A 24,410-nucleotide genomic window follows, 5' to 3' on the forward strand; every position below is an offset into this window, starting at 1 on the left:
AAATTCTATTATGAGCGCAAAGCATATAAATTATATAACGTCTACTAGACGCAAATAGTATGTTTAAAGGAACTTAGCCGATTTGTTTTTTATTTTTTGCAATAGTTCATACACCTGTAATTTTATTAAAATGCTGGTGATTACCGGGATGCGGTGATATTGGGTTTTCTTAGCAATGGAGATGTATTCTCTTGTGACTAATTCAATTGATAGTGCTTCTTTGTGTTTTTCTGATATCTTTACAATTTCCTTATAGTATTCTTCAGAAAACCAACGTTCTTGTTCTTCGATTGAAGGTATTTCCAGACCCATTTTTAAAAACAACTGGTAGGCGTATGAGTTTTTCGGTGCAGCAAATGGTATGCGATTAAAAATAAATTGTTGAGACTTTGTTGCTGGTTTTATCATATGTCTAAATGTACTGTCTTTAGTATCAAAAGCACATTTGCATTGCTTCATGTATAAATTTTGTTTTTTTCAGTCCATTGCTCTAGTCTTAAACCATTAATAATAATAATTCCATCTTTCTCGGTTATATGACAGTGTCCAACTCGACGTTCGATTTCTGCTACAGTTTCGGACTGTTTTTTATTGAAATAGAAGATGTTAGTTAGAGCAACAATAGGGTATTTGAAAGCATTATCCTTTAGCGTTTCTAGTAGTGCAGGAATATACTCTATTTGCCCAATCCATAGAATGTTACCTTTTTCAATATACTTTCGTTTATCACCGATATCAAATTTCAAGTAGTGCTCAACATTAAAAATTGCATGGGCGTAAGGTCTTAAATACTCTCTTATTGTTTCATTATGTATGACAATAGTATCAAACAAAGATATTATGCTTCGCTTATGATGTATTTCTTCTTTGCTTGAAAAAATGTCTACAGGAACGAATATCAATTTCTTTTTATCTTTTTTCTTTTTAACTATCCATTCGAGGCTAGGTAGAAATTTAATAATAAAAATGATATTTCCTCTTGTTTCTGATGCGAAATTTTCAAACGTATCTGTATCATTATAGCCTATTTTTTTAGGTGTGTTGCTATGTCTTCTGCTACCCATTTGAATGAAGGATACCCAGTTTTTGGGCCAAAACTGATTGAAATGTTGTGTGCTTTTTCTTTATTATCATGGCTCATAATTAATGTTATTCTTTGTGTTGTTTATTCAAAAAGTAGAAAGTTACATATGCAAGTCGAAAGCTAATCGCTATATTTTTTAAGGAAATATTCTTTTTTTCTAATGATGATAAGTATTTTGTTTGTGTTATGCTTGAATCCAAACTAGCTCGGTATTCATCGATATTTTTAAGTACTTTTGCTGGTACACCAATAGCGACACTATTAGACGGTACATTTTTTGTAACGACAGCACCGGCACCAATCACTACGTTATCTCCTATTTTAACTCCAGGCATAATAATACAAGCATGCCCAATAAAAACGTTGTTACCAACATTAATTGGTCTAATGACATCTATTTCCGGTTCTGCTTCTCTAAAAACCCAGACGCCTCCATCATGAGTGACAAATGTGACATTGGTTAAACTTACGTGGTCACCAAGTCGAATCAAGTAAGGTTCGCTTCCCCAATTTATATTCCCTACAAACCGGCAGTTTTTACCTATAATTACGCCACTTTCTCTTGCTAGTTCTATTTCCGACTTCTTTTCCTTTACGCCAAACACTTTTTTCAAAAAACTTGTATATATCATAGTTCAACCTGCCTAATATGCCTTAAAACTTTATAAAAACGTTCAAGGTGGAAACACTAAAAACTATTTGAAAGTATTACTTATTTGCTGAAGTCAATTAAACTTCGGTATATTTTTGCCCTAAAAGTCGGCAGATTAACTCGGCATTTTGTTCCCAAGTTAACGATAGTTCGTTTATAGTCTGATAAGCGCCTGACTGAAGATTCTTTAATAATACATCATCACTAATAATAAGTTTTATCTGCTCAAGCATATTTTCAGGGCTTTCACTATCAAACAAAAGTGCATTGTGGTTGTGTTTAAGTAACTCTCTAATGTTGGCGGTATCGGGTGCAACGATAGCTTTTCCGGTACCAAGGTATTCGATGAGTTTGAGTGGAGAGCACCAAGGGGTGACAGCAGGTTGTATCGCTATATCAATTTGATCTAGCCAATGTGGTATATTTTTTCGTTCGACTAAACCGGTAATATGAAAATTATTTTCTAGACCGAGTGACTTGGCCTGCGTTTTAAGTTCTTCCAAAACCGGTCCATCCCCAATGATAAGTAGCATGAGATTTGGATTATTTTCATTAGCAATAAGTGTAATAACTTCATCAAGTTTATGCCACTCTCTGCAAAACCCTACAAAACCAATGACTAATTTGTTTTTAAAACGTAAATCTCGGTCTTTTGATTCACTAAGATGAAAGCGCAATGGGTCTATACCATTATGGACAACTGAAATCCGTTCAGGTGATACGCCGACTCTCTCGACGTAGCTCGCCATGACCTTAGTTACGGGTAGAACGTGATCTGCATTTCTCCAAGTATAATGCTCTGTCCATTTGGCTAACCTTGTTAATGAAATACCCCCATATTTATTTCTTTCATCATACAGTGGCGAGTTTACTTCTAATATAAGGTTTAATTTAAAGAGTTTTTTTGCCCATATACCCGCGGGTAAGTATAAATTATAGCGTTCATAAATACCGTCAGGACGGTGTTTGATAATGGCTTGGCATAACTTAAAAAATACATAAAAAGAATAACCAAATTCCAGTACTTCAGAGATAAACTTTGGTAAAGATGCACGTACTTTAGATACCCAACCCCCGTCACTACCGAACTCTGATTTTTCAGCGACTTGGGGAGCGACAATAATTACTTCATGTCCAAGATTTGTAAGTGCGTTAATTATTTCTTCAATATGCACATACTGACCATCTTTAGAAGCGATACGGTGATGATAGAGTATCTTCATTATTGTCCCTTTATAATTTTATTAAACAGTTCATACTGTTTAGTGGATGTAGAAAGCCAATCAAAATTTTCAGCGTAATGTCGAGTTTTTTGCCGCTCAGGGAGGTTATTAAGTACGGATAGAACACCTGCCGCAATATTAGAAGAGTCTCGCTCGACTAACTGTCCTGCTTCTTTGGTTGTTACTACCTCGGGAGTACCCCAGATATTTGTTGCTACTACTGGTGTACCACAAGCCATAGCCTCTAATAGCACGTTCGCCCAGCCTTCTCGGCTCGAAGCAAGGACCAACAGATCCGATGCTCCGTAATATTGAGAGAGTTCGATTTGACTTAAGCTACCAAGAAAACGAACTCTATCCTTAACACCTATACGGTCGGTAAGGCGTTGTAAGCTTTTCTTTTCAGGACCGTCTCCTGCGATAAGCAACAATGTATTAGGAACTTGCTTTAGGGCCTCGATAACCAAATGGTGACCTTTACGCTCGATAAGATGACCTACCGAAATGATGACTGGGGTTTCTTTAGGTAAATTAAATTTGTCTTTCAGAACTTGTTTTTTCTGTTCGTCAATGAAAGAAAAAAGATCTAGATCAACCCCGTTTCTTAAGGTGGTTACTTTATTTGGTTCCGCACCGAGCGTGATCATTTCTTTTCTTAGTGCTTCACAAACCGCCATATTGTGATCACTTTGCTTTAGTACCTGCTGTATCTGCTTTTTGGGTTTAACGAACTTAGGAATAAGATTAATATCGGTGCCACGAGCTGTAACCGTAAATGGTTTGTTTAGTTTTCTGGCAACTTTTGCAATTGCTACGCCATCGGGATAAAAATAGTGCCCATCGATTAGATCGAAGTCATAACCATCGGCAATCATTTGTAGTGCTTGCTTATAAATACTGTTCGCCAAAGTTTCGGGCGTGAGTGTCATGCCAATTTTAGGCACAACAAGATAACGCGGATGAAAAACATCAATATCATGACGCTTTTCGTAATGCGGGGCTTTTGCATTTTCGGCATAGCTACCAAAAACTGGGTGTGACGATGGAAAGTAAGGTATTGGGGCTATTACCTTTGCTTCTACATCTGGATAATGTTCGCGTAAATGCCTTAATCGAGTTTCAATAAATATCCCATGTTTAGGGTTGTTTTCATAAGGGAATAGTGTAGAAACAGTTAATATCTTCATAAATTATTATTGCCGATTAAGAAATTGCGCGAACATCAGAAGGCACCATAATGCGTCGCCATGATCACTGCGGCCATTAATGTGTTCATTTACCATTTTAGTCAAACTACGTGGTTCAAAGTAACCGCTATCGAACATTTTTTCAGAAAGAACATTGTCTTTTAATTTTTGCTTTAAAGGGCCTCTGAACCAAGCGGAAATAGGGATACTAAATCCCATTTTTGGACGATATAAAATATTGCCGTTCACATAGGGCTCAAGAGACTTTTTAAAGGCGTACTTTCCTTGGTTGCCATTGATATTATTATCGCTCTGGATAGAAAATGCCCACTCAATAAACTTGTGATCCAATAATGGAGCCCTCACTTCAAGAGAGTGAGCCATACTGGCTCTATCTGTTTTAGTCAGTATATCTCCGGGTAACCAAGTCTTTATATCCAGATACTGAATCTGTTTTAATACATCGTCAGTAGGGGCGTTCAAAGCGTGTTTTTTAATTATCTCTAACCCAGAATACCCGTCTAATTGCCGTAGATAATCATCTTTAAACAACATTTTTCTTTGGTCTAATCTCATACGTGACATCGTATTTGCATAGGCTTCAACGGTATTCATAGCTAAAGACTGAAACGTTGTTTTAGCGCGAAGAAATTGCGGAGCCCAATCCGCTTTTGGGTATACACTTCCTAAGGCGCCAAACAGTGGTTTTCGGACAGAGTAAGGGATTTTAGCGCGTAACTGTTGTTCTGCCATCTGTAACCTATGACGACGGTATCCTGCAAACACCTCATCGCCCCCATCTCCCGATAGCGCGACTTTCACCGACTGCCTCGCCAACTGACAGACTTGATACGTAGGTAAAGCCGAACTGTCTGCAAAGGGCTCATCATATACGTCAGTTAGAGTATCGATGAGGTCGTAGTCCTCAGCGGAAACAATTTTTGACACATGGTTTGTGTTATATCTTTGGGCAATCTGGTTGGCATACTCACTCTCATCAAAAGACTTCTCATTGAAACCAATAGAACATGTATTGACGGGGTCTTGTTGCTCTTGTGCCATCATCGCTACAATCGCACTTGAGTCGACACCACCTGACAAGAAAGCGCCTAAAGGGACTTCGGCTAGCATGCGAATTTTGACGGCTTCTTTTAAATGTTCGACTAAAGATCCCTGAGTTTCTTCCCAAGATAAATTGTGCTGAGGCGCTTTTAGATCCCAGTACTGCACTGGTTCGATCGGTTTTTCTGGAGCCATAAGTAAATAGTGGCCAGCGTCGAGTTTGAAAATGTTTTTGTATGCGGTGTAAGGATCGGGAATATACCCATACATAAGAAACTCTTCGGCCATTTCAGACCGCAACGTTTTATCAACGTCAGGGTGGCCCTGAAGAACTTTAAGCTCTGAACCAAAAACTAATTGGCCCCGGTTTGTCTTTGTGTAGTAGAGCGGTTTTTTTCCGAGCCGATCTCGTGCAATTAGCAATTGCCGTTTCTTTATGTCCCAGAGTGCAAAAGCGAACATGCCTCGAAATCGCTGAATACAATCTACACCCCATTCCTCCCAAGCGTGAACGATAACTTCCGTATCTGAATGGGTAGAAAACTGATGCCCTAGATTTGATAACTCTGTAACTAATGACTCGAAATTGTATATTTCGCCGTTAAAGACAACACAGACAGATTTGTCTTCGTTAAAAACGGGTTGGTGGCCACCTGAAAGATCGATAATGGACAAACGACGATGGGCAAGGCCAATATTCTCGTCAATATAATAGCCTTCATCATCAGGTCCACGGTGGGACTGAATTCGGTTTATGGCCTGTAGCACTCCTTTATCGATAGGCGGTGCTTTATGGACATTAAATATTCCTGATATTCCACACATAGTCTTTCCTATTTCCTTATGGAATCATTAGATATCCAATCTTTAGCAATCACAGCTAGCTCTTCTTCATCTAGTGTTTGGCTTGCGAGAGCGCGAACTTCTGCATAACCTTCTTTTCCAGATATTAGCCAGAATGCCTTATATAGTTTGAGTTTCAATTTGTTGTTAGAGCAATAGTCATTGATACAATACCAGTAAAGGATGTTCATTGATTCTCCCCAAGAGCTAACAATTTCAAGGTGGTTTGCCTCAATATCTCGAGTCTCGTGCTCTAGGTAAACACTCCAAACGCCTTTTAGTGTCCACATCTCTATATTAAAAAGCTTATTTTGGTAACTGATTAACTCACCATTTTTTTGGTTTAGAGAATACGTTGCAGCGTAGAACTCTGCTTGATTGCTAGCCGTAAAACCATGAATGTGTTTTTTTGATAAAGGGAATGATATCCCCCAGTTCGAGCTTATATTGCTATTAATTTGTGTCTGAGGAGGGAGAGGAGCCGAAACGTCCTGTTCTGTCGTGTTGATCGTTTTTTCCCATAATCCGACCAACAAGATAATGGTCGATAGGGTAAAAGTTACCCCTAGGCCTTTACTTTGGGACTCAGTTTTTACGTCCTCACTGATATGGTCGTCATATGTATTCGCTTCGCGGGAAACAGTATCGGCGAACCTGGATGCAATAAGAAAGTTAGTCCCTATAACAAGGCTGAAAAATACCCAGCCATAAACGAGATGATCGGCACCAGTGGCAAGCTCCATATTGCTGTAATGGCCAATTAGAATTAGGCCGTAAGCACGAACACCATTTGCAATAATGGGAAATACCAAAGAAAACAAAATGAAGATTAGTCTCTTCCACCACTTGGCGAAAAACATATAAGCAAATAGGGTACCTAGTGCAATACTGGAGATCAGAAATCTTATTCCTGAACAAGCTTCTGCAACTTCGAAGTTACCATTGGGAATCGTAATATATAACCCGTCTCGGAACACAGGTATTCCAGTCATACGAACTGCTGCGACAGAGATGTCAGCAGTTATGGATTGAAGAAAGGGTACTAACTCTTCCCCAAAAGGAATACAAAATCCTAAGTAGAGAATAGGGAAGTAGAGAGCTCGGGTCAGGTGATGACCAAGCAATGCCCAAAGTATAAGTTGTAGGCTGATTATCGCGGCGACGTGCTCGAATAAAGAAATGTTAGCTGTTGTTCCGACTACCCATAATAACGAAGGTAAGATAAGAAGCAACACAGGAAACCAAGCCGTAGTTAGAGGCTTGTCCGTGAGTTTGTGTTTTTCATGCCAAGCGACCCAAAGACTAATCGGTAATATTAGAAAACCGTGTTCATACGTTTTTGACTGGCTCCAGACAGCCACCATGCTGTAAATAGATTCATAATAAAAGAAGAACCAGACAGCTAAGGGAGCGGAAAAACGTAAAAAGAGACGACTATTCAAGTGAACTATCCAAATAGTGTAATAACGGTGAAAGTCGAGCGCTCCAACTATAATTTTCTTTAAGCCAATTACGCGAAACTTGAGCTGACTTGTTTTCGTGGTTTAGCTTATCAGTTAGCCATTGCGTTATGTTTTCTGCAGAATCAGAAATATATAGGTAACTATCCGGAATAATCTCAATGCCATCTATTCCTTCTATTCCTAACGTTGTTGCTGTTACAGGACACTCCATAGACATGGCTTCAAGTATCTTGTTTTGTACACCGCGAGCTATTTGCATTGGTGCTACAGACGCTTTTGCATGATGTAAATAAGGTCTGACATCTTCTACTCTGCCTGTGATAATAATACCAGCAATACTATCTAATTTTTGCACCTGCTTAGTAGGTGAGGAGCCCACGATATAAAAATAGCTGTTGGGAACTAGCTTGCGAATACTTGGCCAAATGTTCTCAGCAAACCAGACTACGGCATCGACATTCGCCCAATAATCCATTGCTCCAGTAAATACTATATAATTTTGAAGCTCTAGTGGGTATTTTTCTGCTAATTCATGTTTAGCGCTAGGGGAGAAGTAATTAGTATCAATGCCGTTGCCGAGAGTTTTGATTCTATCCTTGTAAGGGGCTTCAACCATATTTTTAAACATAGCAGTCTCTGCATCCGTTACAAAACAACTGGTGTTGAACTGCTTAGCAAGATATTTTTCGTATTTTTCTAGCGTGTGGTGCTCCCGTTGGTAAATCCAACGCATGACCCCATGTGTTTTTTCCGCGTATTGGCGCCACTTGTCAGAGTCGATGTCAACAAAATGCATTACATGATGAAGAGTTCCAGCTGAATCGCGATTTAATACAAATTGTGCCATGCAACTAGAAAAGACAAATACTTTATCAAGACTTAGAGAATTAACGGTTTGATTGACCCATTTTTGCAACGTACGGCTACCATAATGAGGAACAGTAATAGGGAGGCCCGATGCGAAAGCACTTATGCCTTTCAACTTGGCTAGGTTTGGGTTAAGGGGCACAAAACAAGCTTCTTTACATAAACTACGGACATATTCCTGATACTGGTTGTCTTCTGGATTATCTATAAAACAACCGAGATAGACATCAAAATGTTGGTTGAGGAATTTTAGGATGTTATAAGCGGCAATCTTATCTCCTTTGTTGGGGGGATAAGGAATACGGTGGCAAAGGTAAAGTAGCTTTTCTTTCATTAAGGTTTACCCCAAGTATTTAGATATCATAGGACCAATTAGGCGACTGATAGCCAGCGGCAGTTTTTGCCAAGTATTAATTAATAACTTGTACTTGGGATTATTAGGTGAAAGGTTAGGCAGTTCGGTACTGTTGACTAGCGCAATACGGTAATGCAGTTTATCTTCTTGCATCCCCCAATTTTTTTGTATTTATATGAGCCGGAATCGTTTTTACTTCGACCGAAGTCAAAACTATGACATCCTTTTTCTTGAGCGATACACATCAATTGGTAGTACATAAAATCATTGCTTTTTAATGATCGTGCTTCGAACTTCCCTCCTCCGTAATATGGCAGAACTGTTCCTTTGTAGTAAAAGCTTAATACACTTGAAATAGCATCATTATCATCATTCTTGATGATGAGGGTTTCACATCGATCACCGAAGGTTTTTTTCAACGTTGAAAACAATTTTTTAGTAAATACTGGGGTGCCTAAGTTACGAACGCTTTCAGCATAAATGTCATAACATAGGTCAGGATTGTCACTATTGTCCCACTGCAGTCCATTTTTTAGTGAATGTCGGATAACCGCCCGCTGTTTTCTTTTGACCTTAGTAAGGATTTCCTCAGGCGTATCTTCTATGGCACATGAGAAGGTACTGTGATGACAATGTTCTCTCCACGGTAAGACAGCTTGATAAGATTCTTTATCTCTTATTTCAACATAATCTACTTTGAGCTTACAGCCTAATTCATATGCTGCGTGTTCGAGCTTACATCGAATGTCATCGCTGTCAGCCACGGAACCACCGTAGACACAGAAGGGTGTTGAAATTAATGCATGGCCAAATATGCGGCTTTTTTGTTCTACGAGAGGTAAAACACCAACGACACTTTCGTCTTGGGTTGCAAATAAGTAATGGTGTTGATGACCAAATACATTATTTGCTATTTCAATCCACCCAGTAAGGTGAAAAAAGCTGCCTTTATCATGTTTATCAACGTAATTGTCCCAAGCGGCAAAGTCTTGATCAGTTATTTGTCTGATCTGCAGAGCTTCGTTCATTTTCTAATCCATTTAGTTGGTAAGCATTACTCATCGTATCCCAATCAAAATCGCTTAGCAGGCAGTTTAATCGGGTTTCCATTCGATGAAGATTGAGGTAGTGACGGAAGGTTGATTTAAATGATGCATCTTTCATTCTAGGTTGTTCGTGATCAATTTCCCATGGGTGGAAGTAAAAGCTATACGGCTCACCAGATCGTTTTATAAAATTGTTAATCAACGCTTTACTTAGTCTGTAGGGATATAAGCGGAAGAAACCCCCGCCACCAATTGGTAGATTAAGCTTAGTGCTATTGTTTGTCGGTATAGGAATTTCAATTATTCCTTCGGGGCGTAGATATTTATGACGGGGCCAATCGGGTGCTCCGTATAAATCATGCTTAACAGGATAGGTACTGCTGCTATAGATAAAGCCTAATTCAGCGAGAACTTCAAAAGCCCATTCATTACTTGGATCAATAGAAAAGCTCGGTGCGCGATAGCCGCGCACAGAGACACCTGTTGTGTCTTCTAAAAACGACTTGCTACGATAAACATCTTCCCGAAAAACTTTAGGTGTCTGTTGATTTGCTTTTTGGTGTGCATAGCCATGGCTAGCAAGTTCGTGACCCTGCTCGACAATATTTTTGATCAATTGCGGACAAGCTTCTGCGACCCAACCAAGCACGAAAAATGTTGCTTTTGTATCGTGTTGAGCAAAGATATCTAATAATCTTTGCGTACTTACATCAACTCTAAGTGCGTGCTTTTTTCCCCAGTCGGAAACTTTAATTTGCTTTTCAAAAGCCGAAACATGAAAGTAGTCTTCTACATCAACTGTCATGGCATTTGGGCTGATTTTTCCCATGCAAAGGTAACCTTATTCTAGTAGTTATTGGCAGTTACGGTATTAGCGACCTTTGCCAAACAATATAATTTCAGCCGTCCGGAGTAAAATTAATAAATCAAACAAAAAAGCGCGATTTTTAATGTAATACAAGTCGTATTTTAGTTTTTCGATAGTGTCTGCCTGACTACTTCCATAAGGATATTTAAGTTGTGCCCAACCCGTTAATCCAGGTTTAACATTCAAACGGTGATTATAATATGGTATGGATTCTTCGAATTCATCAGAGAACTGTGGTCGTTCTGGACGGGGTCCAACAAAACCCATATCTCCTTTAAGTACATTGTATAACTGAGGAAGCTCATCAATTCGGTATTTGCGAATAAAGCTACCGACTTTTGTCGTACGAGGATCTTGTTTTTCTGCCCACTGTGCGCCATCTTTTTCTGCGTCAGTACTCATACTACGAAACTTGTAAATATCAAATAGTTTCCCGTTAAGACCAGTGCGTTTTTGAGAATAGATTATTGGCGCGCGTATACCGTCTTCAATTTTTATAGCAATGAAAGTTAGAATCATTAGCGGAAATGTTAAAGAAAATATCACCAGGGCTAATACACCGTTAAATGCGCGCTCAAATAGTAGTTTAGTGGTATTTGCCGTGGTTTTAGTGCTATAAATCATCCAAGATGGATAGATATGATTGACTGCTACTTGACCCGTTTCTCTTTCCACAAAATCGATGATATCGATCACTTTAACGCCAAGCTGTTTACATTTGAATAGGTTCTCATTAGGTAAAACCTTTCTTCGCTCATCAGATGCAATAACAATTTCTGCAATGTTGTTCTCTGTAACATAAGCTTCAAGGCTGCTATTGAGTTCGACGCGGGCCTCGTTTTGTAGACCGTTTTCAATTGAGTCTCCTTCCATTGCTACGAATCCGACAATATCGATGCCAACTCTATCTGTTTTTCTTCGCATACTTTTTTCGATAATCGTTGCGCGAGTGCCTGTCCCCAGAATGAGTATTCGACGAACACCAATTTGATGATAAGGTGTTTTGCTTACAATAAAACGTGTAATAACAAATAGAGTAAAAATACTAGCAAGCAGGTATTCGCTTAAATAGCCGGGAAGTGCAGGAATCAAATTTATGTAAATGATGCCTGAAGTTATTAAGTATGCCGACGTGACACTCACCAAAATCCTGACAACTATGCCCCTAAAAGTCTCTCTTAATTTCTCATTGTATAGACCCACGGCCAAGTTTGTTATTAGGAGTGTTAATGTGAGCAAAATTAAATGCGCAAATAAAGGGCCATGAGATAGTTCCAGGTTGGAATTTGAATATTTATTTAATATTGTCGCAATTGTAAGAAATATTGCAGAGATAACCATCAAATCAGTGAGGATGATAATTATAAAACTAGGTTTCAATTCTCTGAAGTGTGATTCAGCCATATGTACTAACCTCTACATTAAAAAAACTACCTTAGCGGTATATATTGCTATGATTAAAATGATAATAGTGCTGTTGGCGAGAAAAGTTAGTTTAACGTGGGATAAATGTAATTCAATCAATGGGTTGCCTCTATGAGCTGGTTCGTCGCTTCGATGGCTCATAGCTGTAACAATATAACGATTACATATTAAGTTTGCTTTTCCTGAAAAATAGACTACATCTGATTTGAAAAACTCAACCATCTTATTGATACCATAAAATTAAATACGTTAGGTTTATTTTCAATCGCTCCCACTTCCTTAGGGGTAAGCTATACCTTTCTAGCATTACTAATACAACTGTAATTTATACTGATATAAAACAAACACTAATATAGTGCTCTACCTATAGTAAAAACGTTTCTTAGCAATTTGTCTATAGTAAATGTTGCTGGGAGATTTTTGATAGGAATTATCTGAAGTATAGTTTAAGCTCAATTAGTTGATTGATAAGGTGAAAATAATATACATTTTTGCGCAATATCACGATAGTATTGTAAACTTATCCTATTCAAGTGATATCAATGGCAGTGCACTATATTAATTATTAACTAAAACCTTTAATTAAAGTAGGCAAACATGGATGAATATAAATTACAAAGTGGAGATTACTATGGAAAAGTTTCGTAGAACGTTATCTGGTTTTTCGAGAGCAGTGGTTACAAGCAGTCTTTTACTTATCGTGGCCTGTTCTTCGAACACTTCACCTCAACTCCCGCCCGCCACCGTACACGCATCTCTAACAGAGAATATTGATAATTATGTCTATTTAATTGGACCTGGTGATGAACTGAGCGTATTTGTGTGGGGAAATCCTGAAATTTCTGGAAGTTTTACAGTACGACCTGACGGGATGATATCGACTTCTCTCGTTGATGACCTCGAAGCCTCTGGAAAAACATCTACCGAGCTTGCTAGAGAATTTGAAGCACAACTTAGTGAATATATTCGAGACCCGATCGTATCCATCATAGTAAATGATTTTGTTGGCCCGTTTGGCGAGCAAGTTAGAGTTATCGGCGAAGCGTCAGAACCCAAGGCCATTAGTTACACGGAAAATATGACGATACTTGATGTGATGGTTCAAGTAGGTGGACTAACGGAATACGCAGACGGTAACGATGTAAGTTTGATCCGAGTAATTGATGGGCAATATAAAAAGTTTAATGTGAAAATGGACGACCTGTTGAAATTTGGCACCATTGAAGAAAACGTAGATGTATTACCTGGCGATATCATTATTATTCCGGAAGCATGGTTTTAGACAAGGACGTGACAGAATATGCAAGAAATGCTAGATGAATTGGTACTGCTTTTAAAAGGTGTGTGGCTTAAACGTCGTTACATTATCATTATTAGTTGGCTTGTGTGCCCTGTGGGTTGGATTTTAGTAACTATGCTGCCCAACCAATACACATCAGAAGCAAGAGTTTATGCTGATACTCGCTCTATACTTCAACCATTGCTGAGCGGTCTTGCGATAAGGACAGATCCTACGACGGAACTGCAATTAATGGCAAAAACCCTTCTTAGTCGCCCAAATCTTGAGATAATAGCGCGAGACATAGACGCGGACGTTAGGGCTACAACATCTCAAGAGTATGAAGCCATCATTAAAGATCTAGAATCTAATATTCGCATTCGTTTCGGTGGTAGAGAAAATCTATATTCAATAGATTATCAAGGTAAAGATCCTGTCTATGCTAAAGATGTGGTGCAAGCAGCACTCAATGTATTTGTAGAAAACACATTGAGTGAGCAAAGGTTAGACACGGACCAAGCAAATGTAATTATTAGCTCTCAGATTAGTGATTACGAAAAACGACTTGTTGAAGCGGAAGTAAACTTAGCAAACTTTAAAAGAGAATATGTCGGTTTTATGCCGGGTAGCAGTAACGGTTATTATTCGCAACTTGAAAGCAACAAAGCGTCATACGATGACGCTAAATTGGCTCTAAGCGAGTCTGAATCGAGATTGTCTTCCGTTCAAGTTCAACTTAATAGAGAAGAGTCTCGTGCGAGAGAACAATTATCTAAAGTGTGGACAAAGCATGATGATAGAATTGAACAGCTTCAAAACAGGTTAGATGATTTAGTTTTTCGTTTTACGGATAGCCATCCAGATGTAGTAGAAACGCGCAGACAGCTCGATGAAGTGAAGGAATTACAACGGTTGGCTCAGAACTCAACCTCGATCAAAGATGTACTGATTGATAACGCGGTTTATCAAGATCTTAAACTTACTGCTAGCCAGTTAAGAAATGAGGTAGCTTCACTTCGCGTACGTGTTAACCGATATGAATCTAAGATCGCGGAGCTACAGCACAAGTTAGACACTGTACCTGATGTAGAAGCTAAATTAACAGCGTTAACGCGAAATTACCAAATAACGAGAGAAAAATATGAACAATTGCTTTCTCGTAAAGAGAGCGCTCAAATCTCACAAAGTGTCGGGGATTCTTCTGATGATATTAAATTCCGAATCATTGATGCCCCTAGAGTCCCATTGAAAGCTTCCGGTCCAAATAGACCCATGTTGTTCTCAGGTGTTCTTGTTCTTGGTATCGGCGGAGGCATAGGGCTTGCGTTTTTGCTTAGTCAGGTGGGGCCAGTAATAACCTCGACAACACAGCTACATAAACTGATGGATTACCAAGTTTTAGGTGTCGTCTCTACGACAAAGGTTTCTGGACTTATTGGGAAAGAAAAACGCAAGGTATGGTGGTTTTATCTATTTAATATTGTGTTAATCGCCCTTTTTGTTCTATTTTTATCGGTTAATTCTTTTTCTTTAGCACAAGAACGCTTGATTCAAGGGGTTAATGTTTTGATGCAGGAGATAAATATCTAGTGAGCACTATTGAAAAAGCGATGGGAAAGCGTAAAGAACTTCCAGAAAACGTAAAGATATCTCAATCAATAGACGAGTTAATCTCAGCCAAAACAGTTGATGCAAATAAAATAGCGGAAAAAGCCGAAAGTGCCATTGCAACCAATTCAAAGCAAGTGGATAAGAAGCGTGCCATACGTATCGATAGTGCTCGATTAAAAGGATTGGGCATTATTAATGATGGTAACGATCTTGATGAACGGCTTATCAAAGACGAATTTCGTGCTATTAAGCGCAAGATAATCAATGGTGCGTTTGGTAATAAATCTGAATTTCTTACCAACAGTAATCTTGTAATGGTTTCCAGTGCTAGAATGAACGAAGGAAAAACCTTTGTTGCTATCAACCTGGCATTGAGCATCGCCTCAGAGAAAGACAAAACGGTATTGTTAGTTGATGCAGATGTACTCAGCCCGAGCGTTGCAGACACGTTAGGGATCGATAACAACAAGCCTGGGCTTATCGATTATTTATTGGGAGATATTGATGATGTGTCCGATATTATTTATTCCACATCGATATCAGATCTACGCATCATGCCTGCAGGTGTTTCACATCATTTGAGCTACGAATTATTGTCTAGTGATAGAATGCAAGCTCTTACTCAAGAACTAGCTAACCGTTATCCAGACCGTATAATAGTTTTAGACTGCCCCCTATATTAGGGGTTGTGGAGACAGTGACTTTATCTAGCTTAATCGGACAAGCCGCAGTGGTCGTTGAACAAAACAAAACAAAAGTTTCGGATCTAAAACAAGCGGTATCACTTTTGAACAGTGAAATGTCGATAGGGTTCATTATCAATAAAACTATGCGAAAAGCAGATTACGGATACGGGTATGGCTATGGATACGGCTACGGTGCAAAAGATAAGAAAGCATAATCTTTGTCTTGTTGGGATTATGACTATCACCAGTTGGAATTTATCGGCAGCAGACATGGAATTCATGCCTTTTGTAAAAGGCGGTATCACTGCAACGGACAATGTTGATTTAGATAGTTCCAACACGCAAAGCAGTCAAATTCTTACCTTAACTGCTGGTATAGATTTAAACATAGAAGGTAATGACGGTAACCTTTTATTTGCTTATGAATTGAAGCAGTTAGTGTACTCTCACGATTCAAATGAAAATGAACGATATAACCAACTCGATTTCACCGCAGATAAAACGGTTTTTGATAAGAGATTTGTGTTGGATGCCTCTGCTTCAATCGAAAATATCGCCAGTTCTATCTTAGATAATGCGAGTGAGGATATATATACTGGCGAAACAGTCGAATCTAAGTCCCTCGATGCAGGGTTATCATACCAGAGTAATCCTGGTGGCATTGCTGATTTGTATGGTCGGATAAGTGGCGGCATCTATGCTTATGAAGACAATATCGGTGACTACAACGACTATTCTGCAGTAATCAACTTCTCAGAAGGAAGTGTAGTTAAAGACTATTTTTGGCAGGCAGATTATGCAGGTACAAGAGTTGTTGGTAGAGACAGCTCCGATTCTTCTGATTTCCAAAGCTTAGAGCAAGATTTAGGTATTCAACGTGGAAAGGGATTGAGTCCTTTTGTTCGTTCTTATTTCGAAAAATACAGTAGTGAAGCAACGGGCGAAGAAATCGATTTTTCTAGTTGGGGTCTAGGGTTACGTTACTATATTCATGATGAGTCCTATGTAGAAGTAAGTCGAGATTTTGCTTTAGATGATGATAGTGAAGACTATTGGAGGGGGCGGTATATTTAAACCCCACATCGAGAACATCTTTAGAATTTGAATACACAAACCGTTTTTATGGCGACGCATATGAGTTTGCTCTGACTCACAAAAATCGTAGATTAACTAATGAGATTAGCTACACCGAAGAAGTGACGAATTATGATCGAGATTTCTTTATCGATGGTGATTCCATTGAACAGCTGATGTTAAATAGAGTAGTGAGTTGGACAACGTCACTAGAACTTCGTAGGACGACGGCTAGTTTAGGTTTGAATGGCGGTATAAACGAATCCATTAGTGATGAAATAGGCAACTCAGATACCTTAAATTATGGTGGGAATATGTCTTTGACCCACTCACTCACGAGAAATATGTCAGCGTCGACAAGTTTTAATTATGATTATTACGAATTTGATCCAGATGCATTGAATTCACAGCGAGACTATTATCGTACGTGGGAACTTGGATTAGAGAGGTCGTTCGCAAGAGAGTTAACCATGGATGTTACCATTGCTCATCAAAACAAATCCTCTACTGTGAGTGATGGATATAAAGAAAATAAGATTACTTTCAATATAACGAAAGGACTGTAACTATGTATGAATCACATTTCGGTTTATCTGAAAAGCCGTTTAAGCTTAGCCCAGATCCTAATTTTTTCTTTGCGAGCGCACATCACGGAAAAGCGATTTCCTATTTGCGTTATGGGCTTGAACTAGGTGAAGGTTTCATTGTTATTACAGGCCCTATAGGTACCGGTAAGACAACCATAGGTCGTAGCCTTTTAGCTTCTTTGAATGATTCCATTGTGGCAGCTCAAATTGCGACAACCAGCTTATCTCCGGAAGAACTCGTAAAGATGGTGGCCGCTGAATTTGGTCTAGCAGTGGAAGGACTAAGTAAAGCCGATATCCTGATACGTTTAGAAAATTTTTTAGGCAACCTATATCTAAAGAAGCAAAGAGCACTATTAATCATAGACGAAGCTCAGAATCTTTCTTCTGAAACGATTGAAGAGTTGCGAATGTTATCGAACTTCCAAGTCGATGATAAACCATTGATTCAAAGTTTTTTACTCGGTCAAGAAGAGTTAAAACCAATTATAGAGCTTCCACAAATGGAACAGTTCAGGCAACGAATCATAGCCTCTTGCCATTTAAAACCCTTCGATCATGAAGAAACAAAAAATTACATACTGCACCGATTAAAGCAGGCCGGTTGGGCAAATAACCCTCAACTGAAAGTGTCTATTTTTGAACCCATTGCTAAATTTACTCAAGGAATACCACGAAAGATTAATTTGTTCATGGACAGACTGTTTCTCTATGCGTTTATGGAGGACGTGATCACGATAACCACTGAACATGTGGAAATCATAATTAAAGAAATGAGTACTGAATTGTCAGGCAGTTTACAAGCGCCAACGGTAAAAGAACCTGCTCTAGATGTGTCATTAAAATCGTCAAGGCTAGAGACGAAAGATATGTCCGATGCAGCACGGCATCATAAGACGCTGTTTGATGTGACGGGCATTCTTGATGACGTCATATATCGAAAAACACTTACGATTCGACATTTAGATCAGCTGATCCGTGAGAAGAGAAAGTATTTGTCAAATACGTCGAATGATCCGCTAGATAGAAAACTTGCTGAGAGTAAGCTACCAGAAAACAAATTTGCTGATGGTGAGTTAGTCAATAAGCCCTGGTTTAAACAACTTGTAAAAAATAATAGTGAAGGCTAAGTAGCTGATTGTATAAGCGGTCGTGATGGGTTTGGGTAATGCATTCAATTAATGTAACTATTTTGATTCAAAACGATCGGATTTTTATGCGATATTTTGTTGATAAAATTATTGCTAGCACATAGCAAAATATGATAATTTTCGCGTAATCTCAGACGGTGCTCAGAGGGAAACGCGTAGAGTGCGATAAATCTATAGCTCTACGTAGGGTAGGTACTAAATACATCAGATATTTAGTAGACGGGATACTTATGCCCATGTGGCTTTTATATAGGAAACCCAACATTGTTTATAGTCCATTCCACGTTAAGAATTAGCATTATTCTACCTAGTTTCAGTAATATTACTGAGCCTTGATTTCCTGAAGTTTCAAATAGTTAGTTATCTCTAACGGTTTATCTGTATTTTAAATTTACAGATATATTGCGGTGCTTTGTGTTTAACAATGCAGAGTAGTGGCAGTCTTACTATTTCAGGTCAATGTATATGAGCTCAATATTTGAACTAAAAACGCACAATTTAAATAACCCATTTTGTTGCGAAATTCCTCTAGTCGAAGGGGTTTATGATCTAACATCGGATCAGTTACTGATTGATCAAGAAGAGCATGAATCAGAAGTTCGGTCTTATCCTCGTCGTTTACCCCTAGCGATTAAACGCGCCTATGGTGCCTTAGTTGAAGATACTCGTGGACAAATATTTTTAGATTGTCTTGCTGGAGCAGGTACGCTCGCGCTTGGCTATAATCATTCAGAAATTAATCAAGCACTAAAGGATCAGCTAGATTCTGGTCTACCGTATCAAACGCTGGATATTACTACGGAAGTAAAAGATAACTTTATTAAACAAGTTAAAGGGTTCTTACCAGACTACTTTTCAAACAATTTAGTTATTCAATTCTGTGGCCCATCGGGCGCGGATGCGGTAGAAGCAGCGATTAAATTAGCGAAACAAACCACTGGCAGAAACACGATGTTTGCCTTTCGTGGTGCGTATCACGGCATGACAAATGGCACAATGGGCTTGATGGGCAATTTGGGTACTAAAGCTCGTCGTACTGGGTTGATGTCGGACGTTCACTTTATGCCTTTCCCTTATAGCTTGCGTTGTCCATTTGGTTTAGGCGGTGAAGCGGGCGCTAAGCAGAGCATTCGATATATCGAACGTCTATTAAATGACGATGAAGCCGGTATCCAAAAGCCAGCCGCTATTATCGTTGAGCCAGTACAAGGAGAGGGCGGTGTAATTCCTGCTCCCGCTTTCTGGTTACAAGAGTTACGACGCATCACAACCGAGCACGGTATTCTGCTTATTTTGGATGAGATTCAATGTGGCGTCGGCAAAACAGGCTACCGGTTCGCGTTTGAAGAGTCCGGTATAACGCCAGATATTTTATGTCTTTCTAAGGCCATTGGTGGTGGATTACCGATGTCGATTTTGGTCTTCAATAAGAAGATAGATACTTGGAAGGCAGGTGAACATACGGGCACTTTCCGTGGTAACCAATTGGCGATGGTTTCAGGGGCTAAAGCACTAGAAATTATTGAGCGCGATAACCTAGTAGAGCACGCCAATATAGCTGGTAACTATCTGCGTTTAGGTCTAGAAAATATCCAACAGCGTGTTGATTGCATTGCCGAAGTGCGTGGCAAAGGCTTAATGCTTGGTATCGAAATAGCCACACCAAATGGCAGAAAAAACAGATTTGATGAACCTGAAGCAGACTCTGAACTGACGTTAGCAATTCAAAGAGCCGCTTTAGAGCGCGGACTGATAGTCGAAAAAGGTGGACGCGAAGGTTCCGTTATTCGTTTTCTTCCACCACTTATCATCTCATTTGAGCAGATAGATTTTGCTCTAAGAACATTAGAAGCGGCAATTAACGCTTCAGTGGGTCTGTTGACTAAACAAGGGTTGAATTGATGTCTTTAAATGCATCTCAAATGAGCTGGAAGAAACATTTCGTTCATACAGGTAATAAAGGTGCAGAGGATTATGCGCAAGTCGTATCCACAAGCACCAATCATCTTAAGAAGATGTTTGAGTCAGCCGATAAACCTTATTCTGGTTTGGCTCCAGAAGCGTTACTTAAACAGATCAATCATATTGACCTCAACAAAGGTGGGGCAGACTTATCAGATGTCGTTGCAAATACGGTTGAGTTGATTGGCAAAAACTCCATTTTGGTTCAGCACCCTAATTGTATTGCGCACCTTCATACACCACCGCTTATCTCTTCAATAGCCGCAGAGTCTATTATTGCGGCGTTGAATCAATCTATGGATTCATGGGACCAAGCTTCAGCCGCGACGTTTGTCGAGCAGAAAGTGGTCGATTGGCTGTGTGACATTTATCAACTTGGTCAGCAATCCGATGGCGTTTTCACCAGCGGTGGCACTCAGTCTAATCAGATGGGGCTTTTGCTTGCCAGAGACTGGATAGCAGAAAAAACCAGTAATCACTCCATTCAGAAATCGGGCTTACCGGATTATTGGAATAAACTGAGAATTATTTGTTCGAAGAACACCCATTTTACCGTTCAGAAATCTGCATCCATGATGGGGCTAGGTGAACAAGCGGTGATCACAGTGGACACCAATAGTGCCGGTGATATGAACATCGCGGCATTGCAAATGGCGATTGACCAGTCAAAGCAAGCGGGTTTGATTCCATTTGCGGTTGTTGCAACGGCCGGAACCACAGATCACGGTGCTATCGATGACATCGATGCGATTGCTTCAATCGCTCAAACTGAGTCGCTCTGGCTTCATGTCGATGGAGCTTATGGTGGCGCTCTGATTTTAAGTGGTCATAAAGAGAGGCTGAATGGCATTGAAAAAGCCGATTCAGTGAGTGTGGATTTCCACAAGCTTTTTTATCAAACCATTAGCTGCGGGGCTATCTTATTAAAAGACCGTCGCCACTTTAAGTATCTGCTGCATCATGCGGACTACTTAAACCGTGAGCACGACGAGCTACCAAACCTAGTCGACAAAACGATAGCCACAACTAAACGCTTTGATGCATTAAAGGTATTTATCTCAATGCAGAGCGTTGGCGCAAGTACGCTAGGTAAGATGGTTGATCATTTACTAAAGCAAACCCAGCAAGTAGCACAAAAAGTCGCACAAACAGCGAACTTGCAATTGCTTGCTCAACCGTCTTTATCGACGGTGCTGTTTAGGTTGAACCACCAAAACGTGAAAAACCTCGATGTGTTGAATCAAAAGGTCCGCATTGAAGCGTTAACAAGAGGCGTGGCAGTATTAGGTGAGACGACCATCGAAGGTCAATCCGCGCTGAAGTTCACGATATTGAACCCGTGTCTGTCCATGTCAGATTTCGATAATTTACTAAATCAAATTAACCAGTTAGCTCAAGAGCTGATTGATACCAAATCACTGGTATAAGAAGGAAAGAATATGTCTATTTTACAAATTGGTGCCGGTGGCGTTGGTTGGGTTGTTGCACACAAAGCAGCACAGAATAATGATGTGCTAGGGGATATTACACTCGCATCAAGAACCGTCTCTAAATGTGACAAAATAATAGAATCTATTAAGGGTAAAAATAACCTTAAAGACACCACTAAAAAGTTAGAGTCGAGATCAGTAGACGCAGATGACGTAGAAGCACTAGTCGCGCTAATCAATGAGGTAAAACCAGATCTTGTTATTAATGCCGGACCTCCGTGGGTTAACATTACTATCATGGAAGCATGTCTTCAGGCCAAAGTTTCTTATCTAGATACTTCTGTTGCCGTTGACCTTTGCTCTGAAGGACAGCAAGTGCCTCAAGCCTATGATTGGCAATGGGAGTTCAGAGACAAATTTAAGCAAGCGGGTATTACTGGCATTCTGGGTGCGGGTTTTGATCCTGGTGTGGTGAGTGTTTTTGCTGCTTATGCGGTTAAGCATCTATTCGATGAAATCGACACGATTGATGTAATGGACGTTAATGCGGGTGACCACGGCAAGAAATTTGCTACAAATTTTGACCCAGAAACCAATATGCTTGAAATACAAGGTGACTCTTTCTACTGGGAAAACGGTGAGTGGAAGCAGGTAGCTTGTCACACACGCATGTTTGAATTTGATTTCCCACTGGTGGGTAAACACAAAGTGTATTCAATGGCGCACGATGAAGTTCGTTCAATGCAAGAATTTATTCCAGCAAAACGTATCGAATTCTGGATGGGCTTTGGTGACGCTTACTTAAATTACTTTAACTGCATGTTGGATATTGGCCTATTGAGTCCAGAACCAGTTACGCTTCAAGACGGCACGGTTGTTGAGCCGCTTAAGGTACTAAAAGCATTATTACCAGACCCTACTTCTTTAGCCCCGGGGTACACGGGTAAAACTTGTATCGGTACTTGGGTTCAAGGCACTAAAGACGGTAAACCACGCAGTGTGTTTATTTATAATAATGCCGACCACGAAGTGGCCTATGAAGACGTTGAACATCAAGCGATTTCTTACACCACAGGCGTTCCTGCCATTACAGCCGCGTTACAATATTTCCGTGGTAAATGGGCAGACGCGGGTGTATTCAACATGGAACAGCTAGACCCGGATCCGTTCTTAGAAACTATGCCAGAGATAGGGCTAGATTGGCACGTACAAGAACTTGAAGTTAAGCAGCCAGATATTCAGATCCTGAAGTAATTGGGCTGGTCGAAATCGATACACAAACATAGTAGACAATAAATGAAGACCAACAAAACAGACTTACTGACACCGTACTTTATGATCAACGAAAGTGCTCTTATAGAAAACCTAGAAAAAGCGCGTTATCTAAAAGAGCAATCAGGGGTTAAGTTGGTCTTAGCACTTAAATGTTTTTCTACTTGGGGTGTATTTGACCTTATTAAGCCGTATCTCGATGGCACCACAAGTAGTGGGCCATATGAAGTAAAGCTAGGATATGAAACGTTTGGTGGCGAAACACATGCCTACAGCGTTGGCTATAGTGAAGATGATGTAAAAGACGTTGCCGAGATATGCGATAAACTGATCTTTAACTCGCTGTCCCAATTAACTGCCCATCGTCACCTTGTCGATGGGAAAGCATCAATTGGACTTAGGTTAAATCCGGGCGTGAGCTTTGCAGGGCAGGATCTTGCAAACCCTGCACGTCGATACTCTCGTCTGGGTGTTCAAGTTGATCAACTTTCAGAACAACTGTTCGATTCCTTGGATGGGGCGATGTTCCATATGAACTGCGAGAACAAAAGTGCCGATGCATTTATAGCACTTCTTGACTCTATCTCGTCTCAGTTCGGTCATTTCATCGATAAATTGTCGTGGCTAAGTTTGGGGGGGGTGTTTTTTTACCTGGCCCGGCTATGAAATAGATAAACTCGCCATGGCGTTAAAACAATTCTCAGAAAAGCACTCGGTACAGCTCTATTTAGAGCCTGGTGAAGCCATTATCACCAAGACAGCAGACCTTGTGGTAACCGTTGTTGATATTATTGAGAACGAAAAGAAAACCGCGATTGTGGATTCCGCAACTGAAGCCCATCGGCTAGACACGTTAATATACGATGAACCCGCTTCTATAATCGAGGCTGATGAGAGTGGAGAACACCTGTACATTATCGGCTCATGTTCCTGCCTTGCTGGCGACCAATTCTGCGAAGCGAGCTTTAAAGAACCATTAAAGATAGGGCAAAAACTGCATGTAATGGACAGTGCAGGCTACACAATGGTGAAACTAAACTGGTTTAATGGACTAAAAATGCCATCGATATACTGCCAACGCTCAAATGGCGATATAGTAAAGCTAAATGAGTTTGATTATGCTGATTTTAAACGCTCCCTTTCGCAATGGTGCGTTAATTAAGTTAAGAGTTATGTAAATCTAAGAGATAAGGTAAAATTACTACCGGATCTTACGTAGTTTTTATTGCTTTTTGTTTTAAATAGTATTTTATCATTGTTAATAGCCCACTTGTTCTGTTGTT

General features: G+C 39.8%; 19 protein-coding genes and 2 pseudogenes. 10 read left to right on the forward strand and 11 right to left on the reverse strand.

The window, feature by feature from the left end; all coding sequences use genetic code 11:
* Window positions 1-63: 63 nt before the first annotated feature.
* The 11 genes from PGX00_RS08620 to PGX00_RS08670 all read right to left on the reverse strand — a co-directional run bounded on the left by PGX00_RS08620 (window position 64) and on the right by PGX00_RS08670 (window position 12,054).
* Complete coding sequence (locus PGX00_RS08620) at window positions 64-459, reverse strand: hypothetical protein (protein ID WP_272135291.1); 396 nt, start codon at window positions 457-459, stop codon at window positions 64-66.
* A complete protein-coding gene (locus tag PGX00_RS08625) occupies window positions 456-1,064 on the reverse strand; it encodes a hypothetical protein (protein ID WP_272135293.1) in 609 nt (202 codons plus the stop codon). The genes PGX00_RS08620 and PGX00_RS08625 overlap by 4 nt, the downstream gene beginning before the upstream one ends.
* Before the next feature lie 85 nt (window positions 1,065-1,149).
* Window positions 1,150-1,716: an acyltransferase gene (locus PGX00_RS08630; protein ID WP_272135295.1), complete on the reverse strand. Its 567-nt coding sequence runs from the start codon at window positions 1,714-1,716 to the stop codon at window positions 1,150-1,152.
* 97 nt (window positions 1,717-1,813) lie between these two features.
* Window positions 1,814-2,959 carry a glycosyltransferase family 4 protein gene (locus PGX00_RS08635; protein ID WP_272135297.1) on the reverse strand — a complete coding sequence of 382 codons (1,146 nt, stop codon included), beginning with the start codon at window positions 2,957-2,959 and terminating at the stop codon, window positions 1,814-1,816.
* A complete protein-coding gene (locus tag PGX00_RS08640; protein WP_272135300.1) occupies window positions 2,959-4,146 on the reverse strand; it encodes a glycosyltransferase family 4 protein in 1,188 nt (395 codons plus the stop codon). The genes PGX00_RS08635 and PGX00_RS08640 overlap by 1 nt, the downstream gene beginning before the upstream one ends.
* Window positions 4,147-4,152: 6 nt before the next feature.
* The gene (locus PGX00_RS08645) at window positions 4,153-6,033 is read right to left on the reverse strand and encodes an XrtA/PEP-CTERM system amidotransferase (protein ID WP_272135302.1); all 1,881 of its coding nucleotides are present in this window, start codon (window positions 6,031-6,033) and stop codon (window positions 4,153-4,155) included.
* 8 nt (window positions 6,034-6,041) lie between these two features.
* Window positions 6,042-7,493: an exosortase A gene (gene xrtA / locus PGX00_RS08650; RefSeq protein WP_272135304.1), complete on the reverse strand. Its 1,452-nt coding sequence runs from the start codon at window positions 7,491-7,493 to the stop codon at window positions 6,042-6,044.
* Entirely contained in the window at window positions 7,486-8,715 is a 1,230-nt protein-coding gene (locus PGX00_RS08655; protein ID WP_272135306.1) for a TIGR03087 family PEP-CTERM/XrtA system glycosyltransferase, read from the reverse strand. The genes xrtA and PGX00_RS08655 overlap by 8 nt, the downstream gene beginning before the upstream one ends.
* A gap of 137 nt (window positions 8,716-8,852) precedes the next feature.
* Complete coding sequence (locus PGX00_RS08660; RefSeq protein WP_272135308.1) at window positions 8,853-9,764, reverse strand: FemAB family XrtA/PEP-CTERM system-associated protein; 912 nt, start codon at window positions 9,762-9,764, stop codon at window positions 8,853-8,855.
* Window positions 9,730-10,611, reverse strand: a complete 882-nt coding sequence (locus tag PGX00_RS08665) for an XrtA system polysaccharide deacetylase (protein ID WP_272135310.1) — start codon at window positions 10,609-10,611, stop codon at window positions 9,730-9,732. Before PGX00_RS08665 ends, PGX00_RS08660 begins: the two co-directional genes overlap by 35 nt.
* Window positions 10,612-10,653: 42 nt before the next feature.
* Window positions 10,654-12,054 carry a TIGR03013 family XrtA/PEP-CTERM system glycosyltransferase gene (locus tag PGX00_RS08670; RefSeq protein WP_322107863.1) on the reverse strand — a complete coding sequence of 467 codons (1,401 nt, stop codon included), beginning with the start codon at window positions 12,052-12,054 and terminating at the stop codon, window positions 10,654-10,656.
* A gap of 652 nt (window positions 12,055-12,706) precedes the next feature.
* On the opposite strand from PGX00_RS08670, the gene PGX00_RS08675 reads away from it, so the two are divergent.
* From PGX00_RS08675 to nspC, 10 genes and pseudogenes are all read left to right on the forward strand, one after another.
* A complete protein-coding gene (locus PGX00_RS08675; RefSeq protein ID WP_272135312.1) occupies window positions 12,707-13,357 on the forward strand; it encodes an XrtA/PEP-CTERM system exopolysaccharide export protein in 651 nt (216 codons plus the stop codon).
* A gap of 18 nt (window positions 13,358-13,375) precedes the next feature.
* Window positions 13,376-14,944: an XrtA system polysaccharide chain length determinant gene (locus PGX00_RS08680; RefSeq protein WP_272135314.1), complete on the forward strand. Its 1,569-nt coding sequence runs from the start codon at window positions 13,376-13,378 to the stop codon at window positions 14,942-14,944.
* Complete coding sequence (locus PGX00_RS08685) at window positions 14,944-15,648, forward strand: AAA family ATPase (RefSeq protein WP_272135316.1); 705 nt, start codon at window positions 14,944-14,946, stop codon at window positions 15,646-15,648. Before PGX00_RS08680 ends, PGX00_RS08685 begins: the two co-directional genes overlap by 1 nt.
* A gap of 14 nt (window positions 15,649-15,662) precedes the next feature.
* On the forward strand, window positions 15,663-15,866 hold the full coding sequence (locus PGX00_RS08690) for a hypothetical protein (RefSeq protein WP_272135318.1): 204 nt from the start codon (window positions 15,663-15,665) through the stop codon (window positions 15,864-15,866).
* Window positions 15,829-16,725, forward strand: coding sequence for a porin family protein (locus PGX00_RS08695; protein WP_272135320.1), 897 nt, complete (start codon window positions 15,829-15,831; stop codon window positions 16,723-16,725). The genes PGX00_RS08690 and PGX00_RS08695 overlap by 38 nt, the downstream gene beginning before the upstream one ends.
* Window positions 16,704-17,291 carry a porin family protein gene (locus tag PGX00_RS08700; RefSeq protein WP_272135322.1) on the forward strand — a complete coding sequence of 196 codons (588 nt, stop codon included), beginning with the start codon at window positions 16,704-16,706 and terminating at the stop codon, window positions 17,289-17,291. The genes PGX00_RS08695 and PGX00_RS08700 overlap by 22 nt, the downstream gene beginning before the upstream one ends.
* Window positions 17,292-17,293: 2 nt before the next feature.
* Window positions 17,294-18,442: an XrtA/PEP-CTERM system-associated ATPase gene (locus tag PGX00_RS08705; RefSeq protein ID WP_272135324.1), complete on the forward strand. Its 1,149-nt coding sequence runs from the start codon at window positions 17,294-17,296 to the stop codon at window positions 18,440-18,442.
* 486 nt (window positions 18,443-18,928) lie between these two features.
* Window positions 18,929-21,852, forward strand: a pseudogene (locus PGX00_RS08710) (diaminobutyrate--2-oxoglutarate transaminase family protein).
* Between the two features lie 12 nt (window positions 21,853-21,864).
* On the forward strand, window positions 21,865-23,109 hold the full coding sequence (locus PGX00_RS08715) for a carboxynorspermidine synthase (RefSeq protein ID WP_272135326.1): 1,245 nt from the start codon (window positions 21,865-21,867) through the stop codon (window positions 23,107-23,109).
* Between the two features lie 42 nt (window positions 23,110-23,151).
* Window positions 23,152-24,289: pseudogene (gene nspC / locus PGX00_RS08720) on the forward strand (carboxynorspermidine decarboxylase).
* The last annotated feature ends 121 nt before the right edge of the window (window positions 24,290-24,410 follow it).

Origin of the sequence: Vibrio algarum (genome assembly GCF_028204155.1) — a bacterium.
In the GTDB taxonomy this organism is placed as follows: Bacteria; Pseudomonadota; Gammaproteobacteria; order Enterobacterales; family Vibrionaceae; genus Vibrio; species Vibrio algarum.

Coding starts and splice junctions, on each gene's coding strand:
- PGX00_RS08620 (WP_272135291.1), bottom strand. CDS start 459: ATGAAGCAATGCAAATGTGCTTTTGATACTAAAGACAGTACATTTAGA.
- PGX00_RS08625 (WP_272135293.1), bottom strand. CDS start 1,064: ATGGGTAGCAGAAGACATAGCAACACACCTAAAAAAATAGGCTATAAT.
- PGX00_RS08630 (WP_272135295.1), bottom strand. CDS start 1,716: ATGATATATACAAGTTTTTTGAAAAAAGTGTTTGGCGTAAAGGAAAAG.
- PGX00_RS08635 (WP_272135297.1), bottom strand. CDS start 2,959: ATGAAGATACTCTATCATCACCGTATCGCTTCTAAAGATGGTCAGTAT.
- PGX00_RS08640 (WP_272135300.1), bottom strand. CDS start 4,146: ATGAAGATATTAACTGTTTCTACACTATTCCCTTATGAAAACAACCCT.
- PGX00_RS08645 (WP_272135302.1), bottom strand. CDS start 6,033: ATGTGTGGAATATCAGGAATATTTAATGTCCATAAAGCACCGCCTATC.
- PGX00_RS08655 (WP_272135306.1), bottom strand. CDS start 8,715: ATGAAAGAAAAGCTACTTTACCTTTGCCACCGTATTCCTTATCCCCCC.
- PGX00_RS08660 (WP_272135308.1), bottom strand. CDS start 9,764: ATGAACGAAGCTCTGCAGATCAGACAAATAACTGATCAAGACTTTGCC.
- PGX00_RS08665 (WP_272135310.1), bottom strand. CDS start 10,611: ATGGGAAAAATCAGCCCAAATGCCATGACAGTTGATGTAGAAGACTAC.
- PGX00_RS08670 (WP_322107863.1), bottom strand. CDS start 12,054: ATGGCTGAATCACACTTCAGAGAATTGAAACCTAGTTTTATAATTATC.
- PGX00_RS08675 (WP_272135312.1), top strand. CDS start 12,707: ATGGAAAAGTTTCGTAGAACGTTATCTGGTTTTTCGAGAGCAGTGGTT.
- PGX00_RS08680 (WP_272135314.1), top strand. CDS start 13,376: ATGCAAGAAATGCTAGATGAATTGGTACTGCTTTTAAAAGGTGTGTGG.
- PGX00_RS08695 (WP_272135320.1), top strand. CDS start 15,829: ATGGATACGGCTACGGTGCAAAAGATAAGAAAGCATAATCTTTGTCTT.
- PGX00_RS08705 (WP_272135324.1), top strand. CDS start 17,294: ATGTATGAATCACATTTCGGTTTATCTGAAAAGCCGTTTAAGCTTAGC.
- PGX00_RS08715 (WP_272135326.1), top strand. CDS start 21,865: ATGTCTATTTTACAAATTGGTGCCGGTGGCGTTGGTTGGGTTGTTGCA.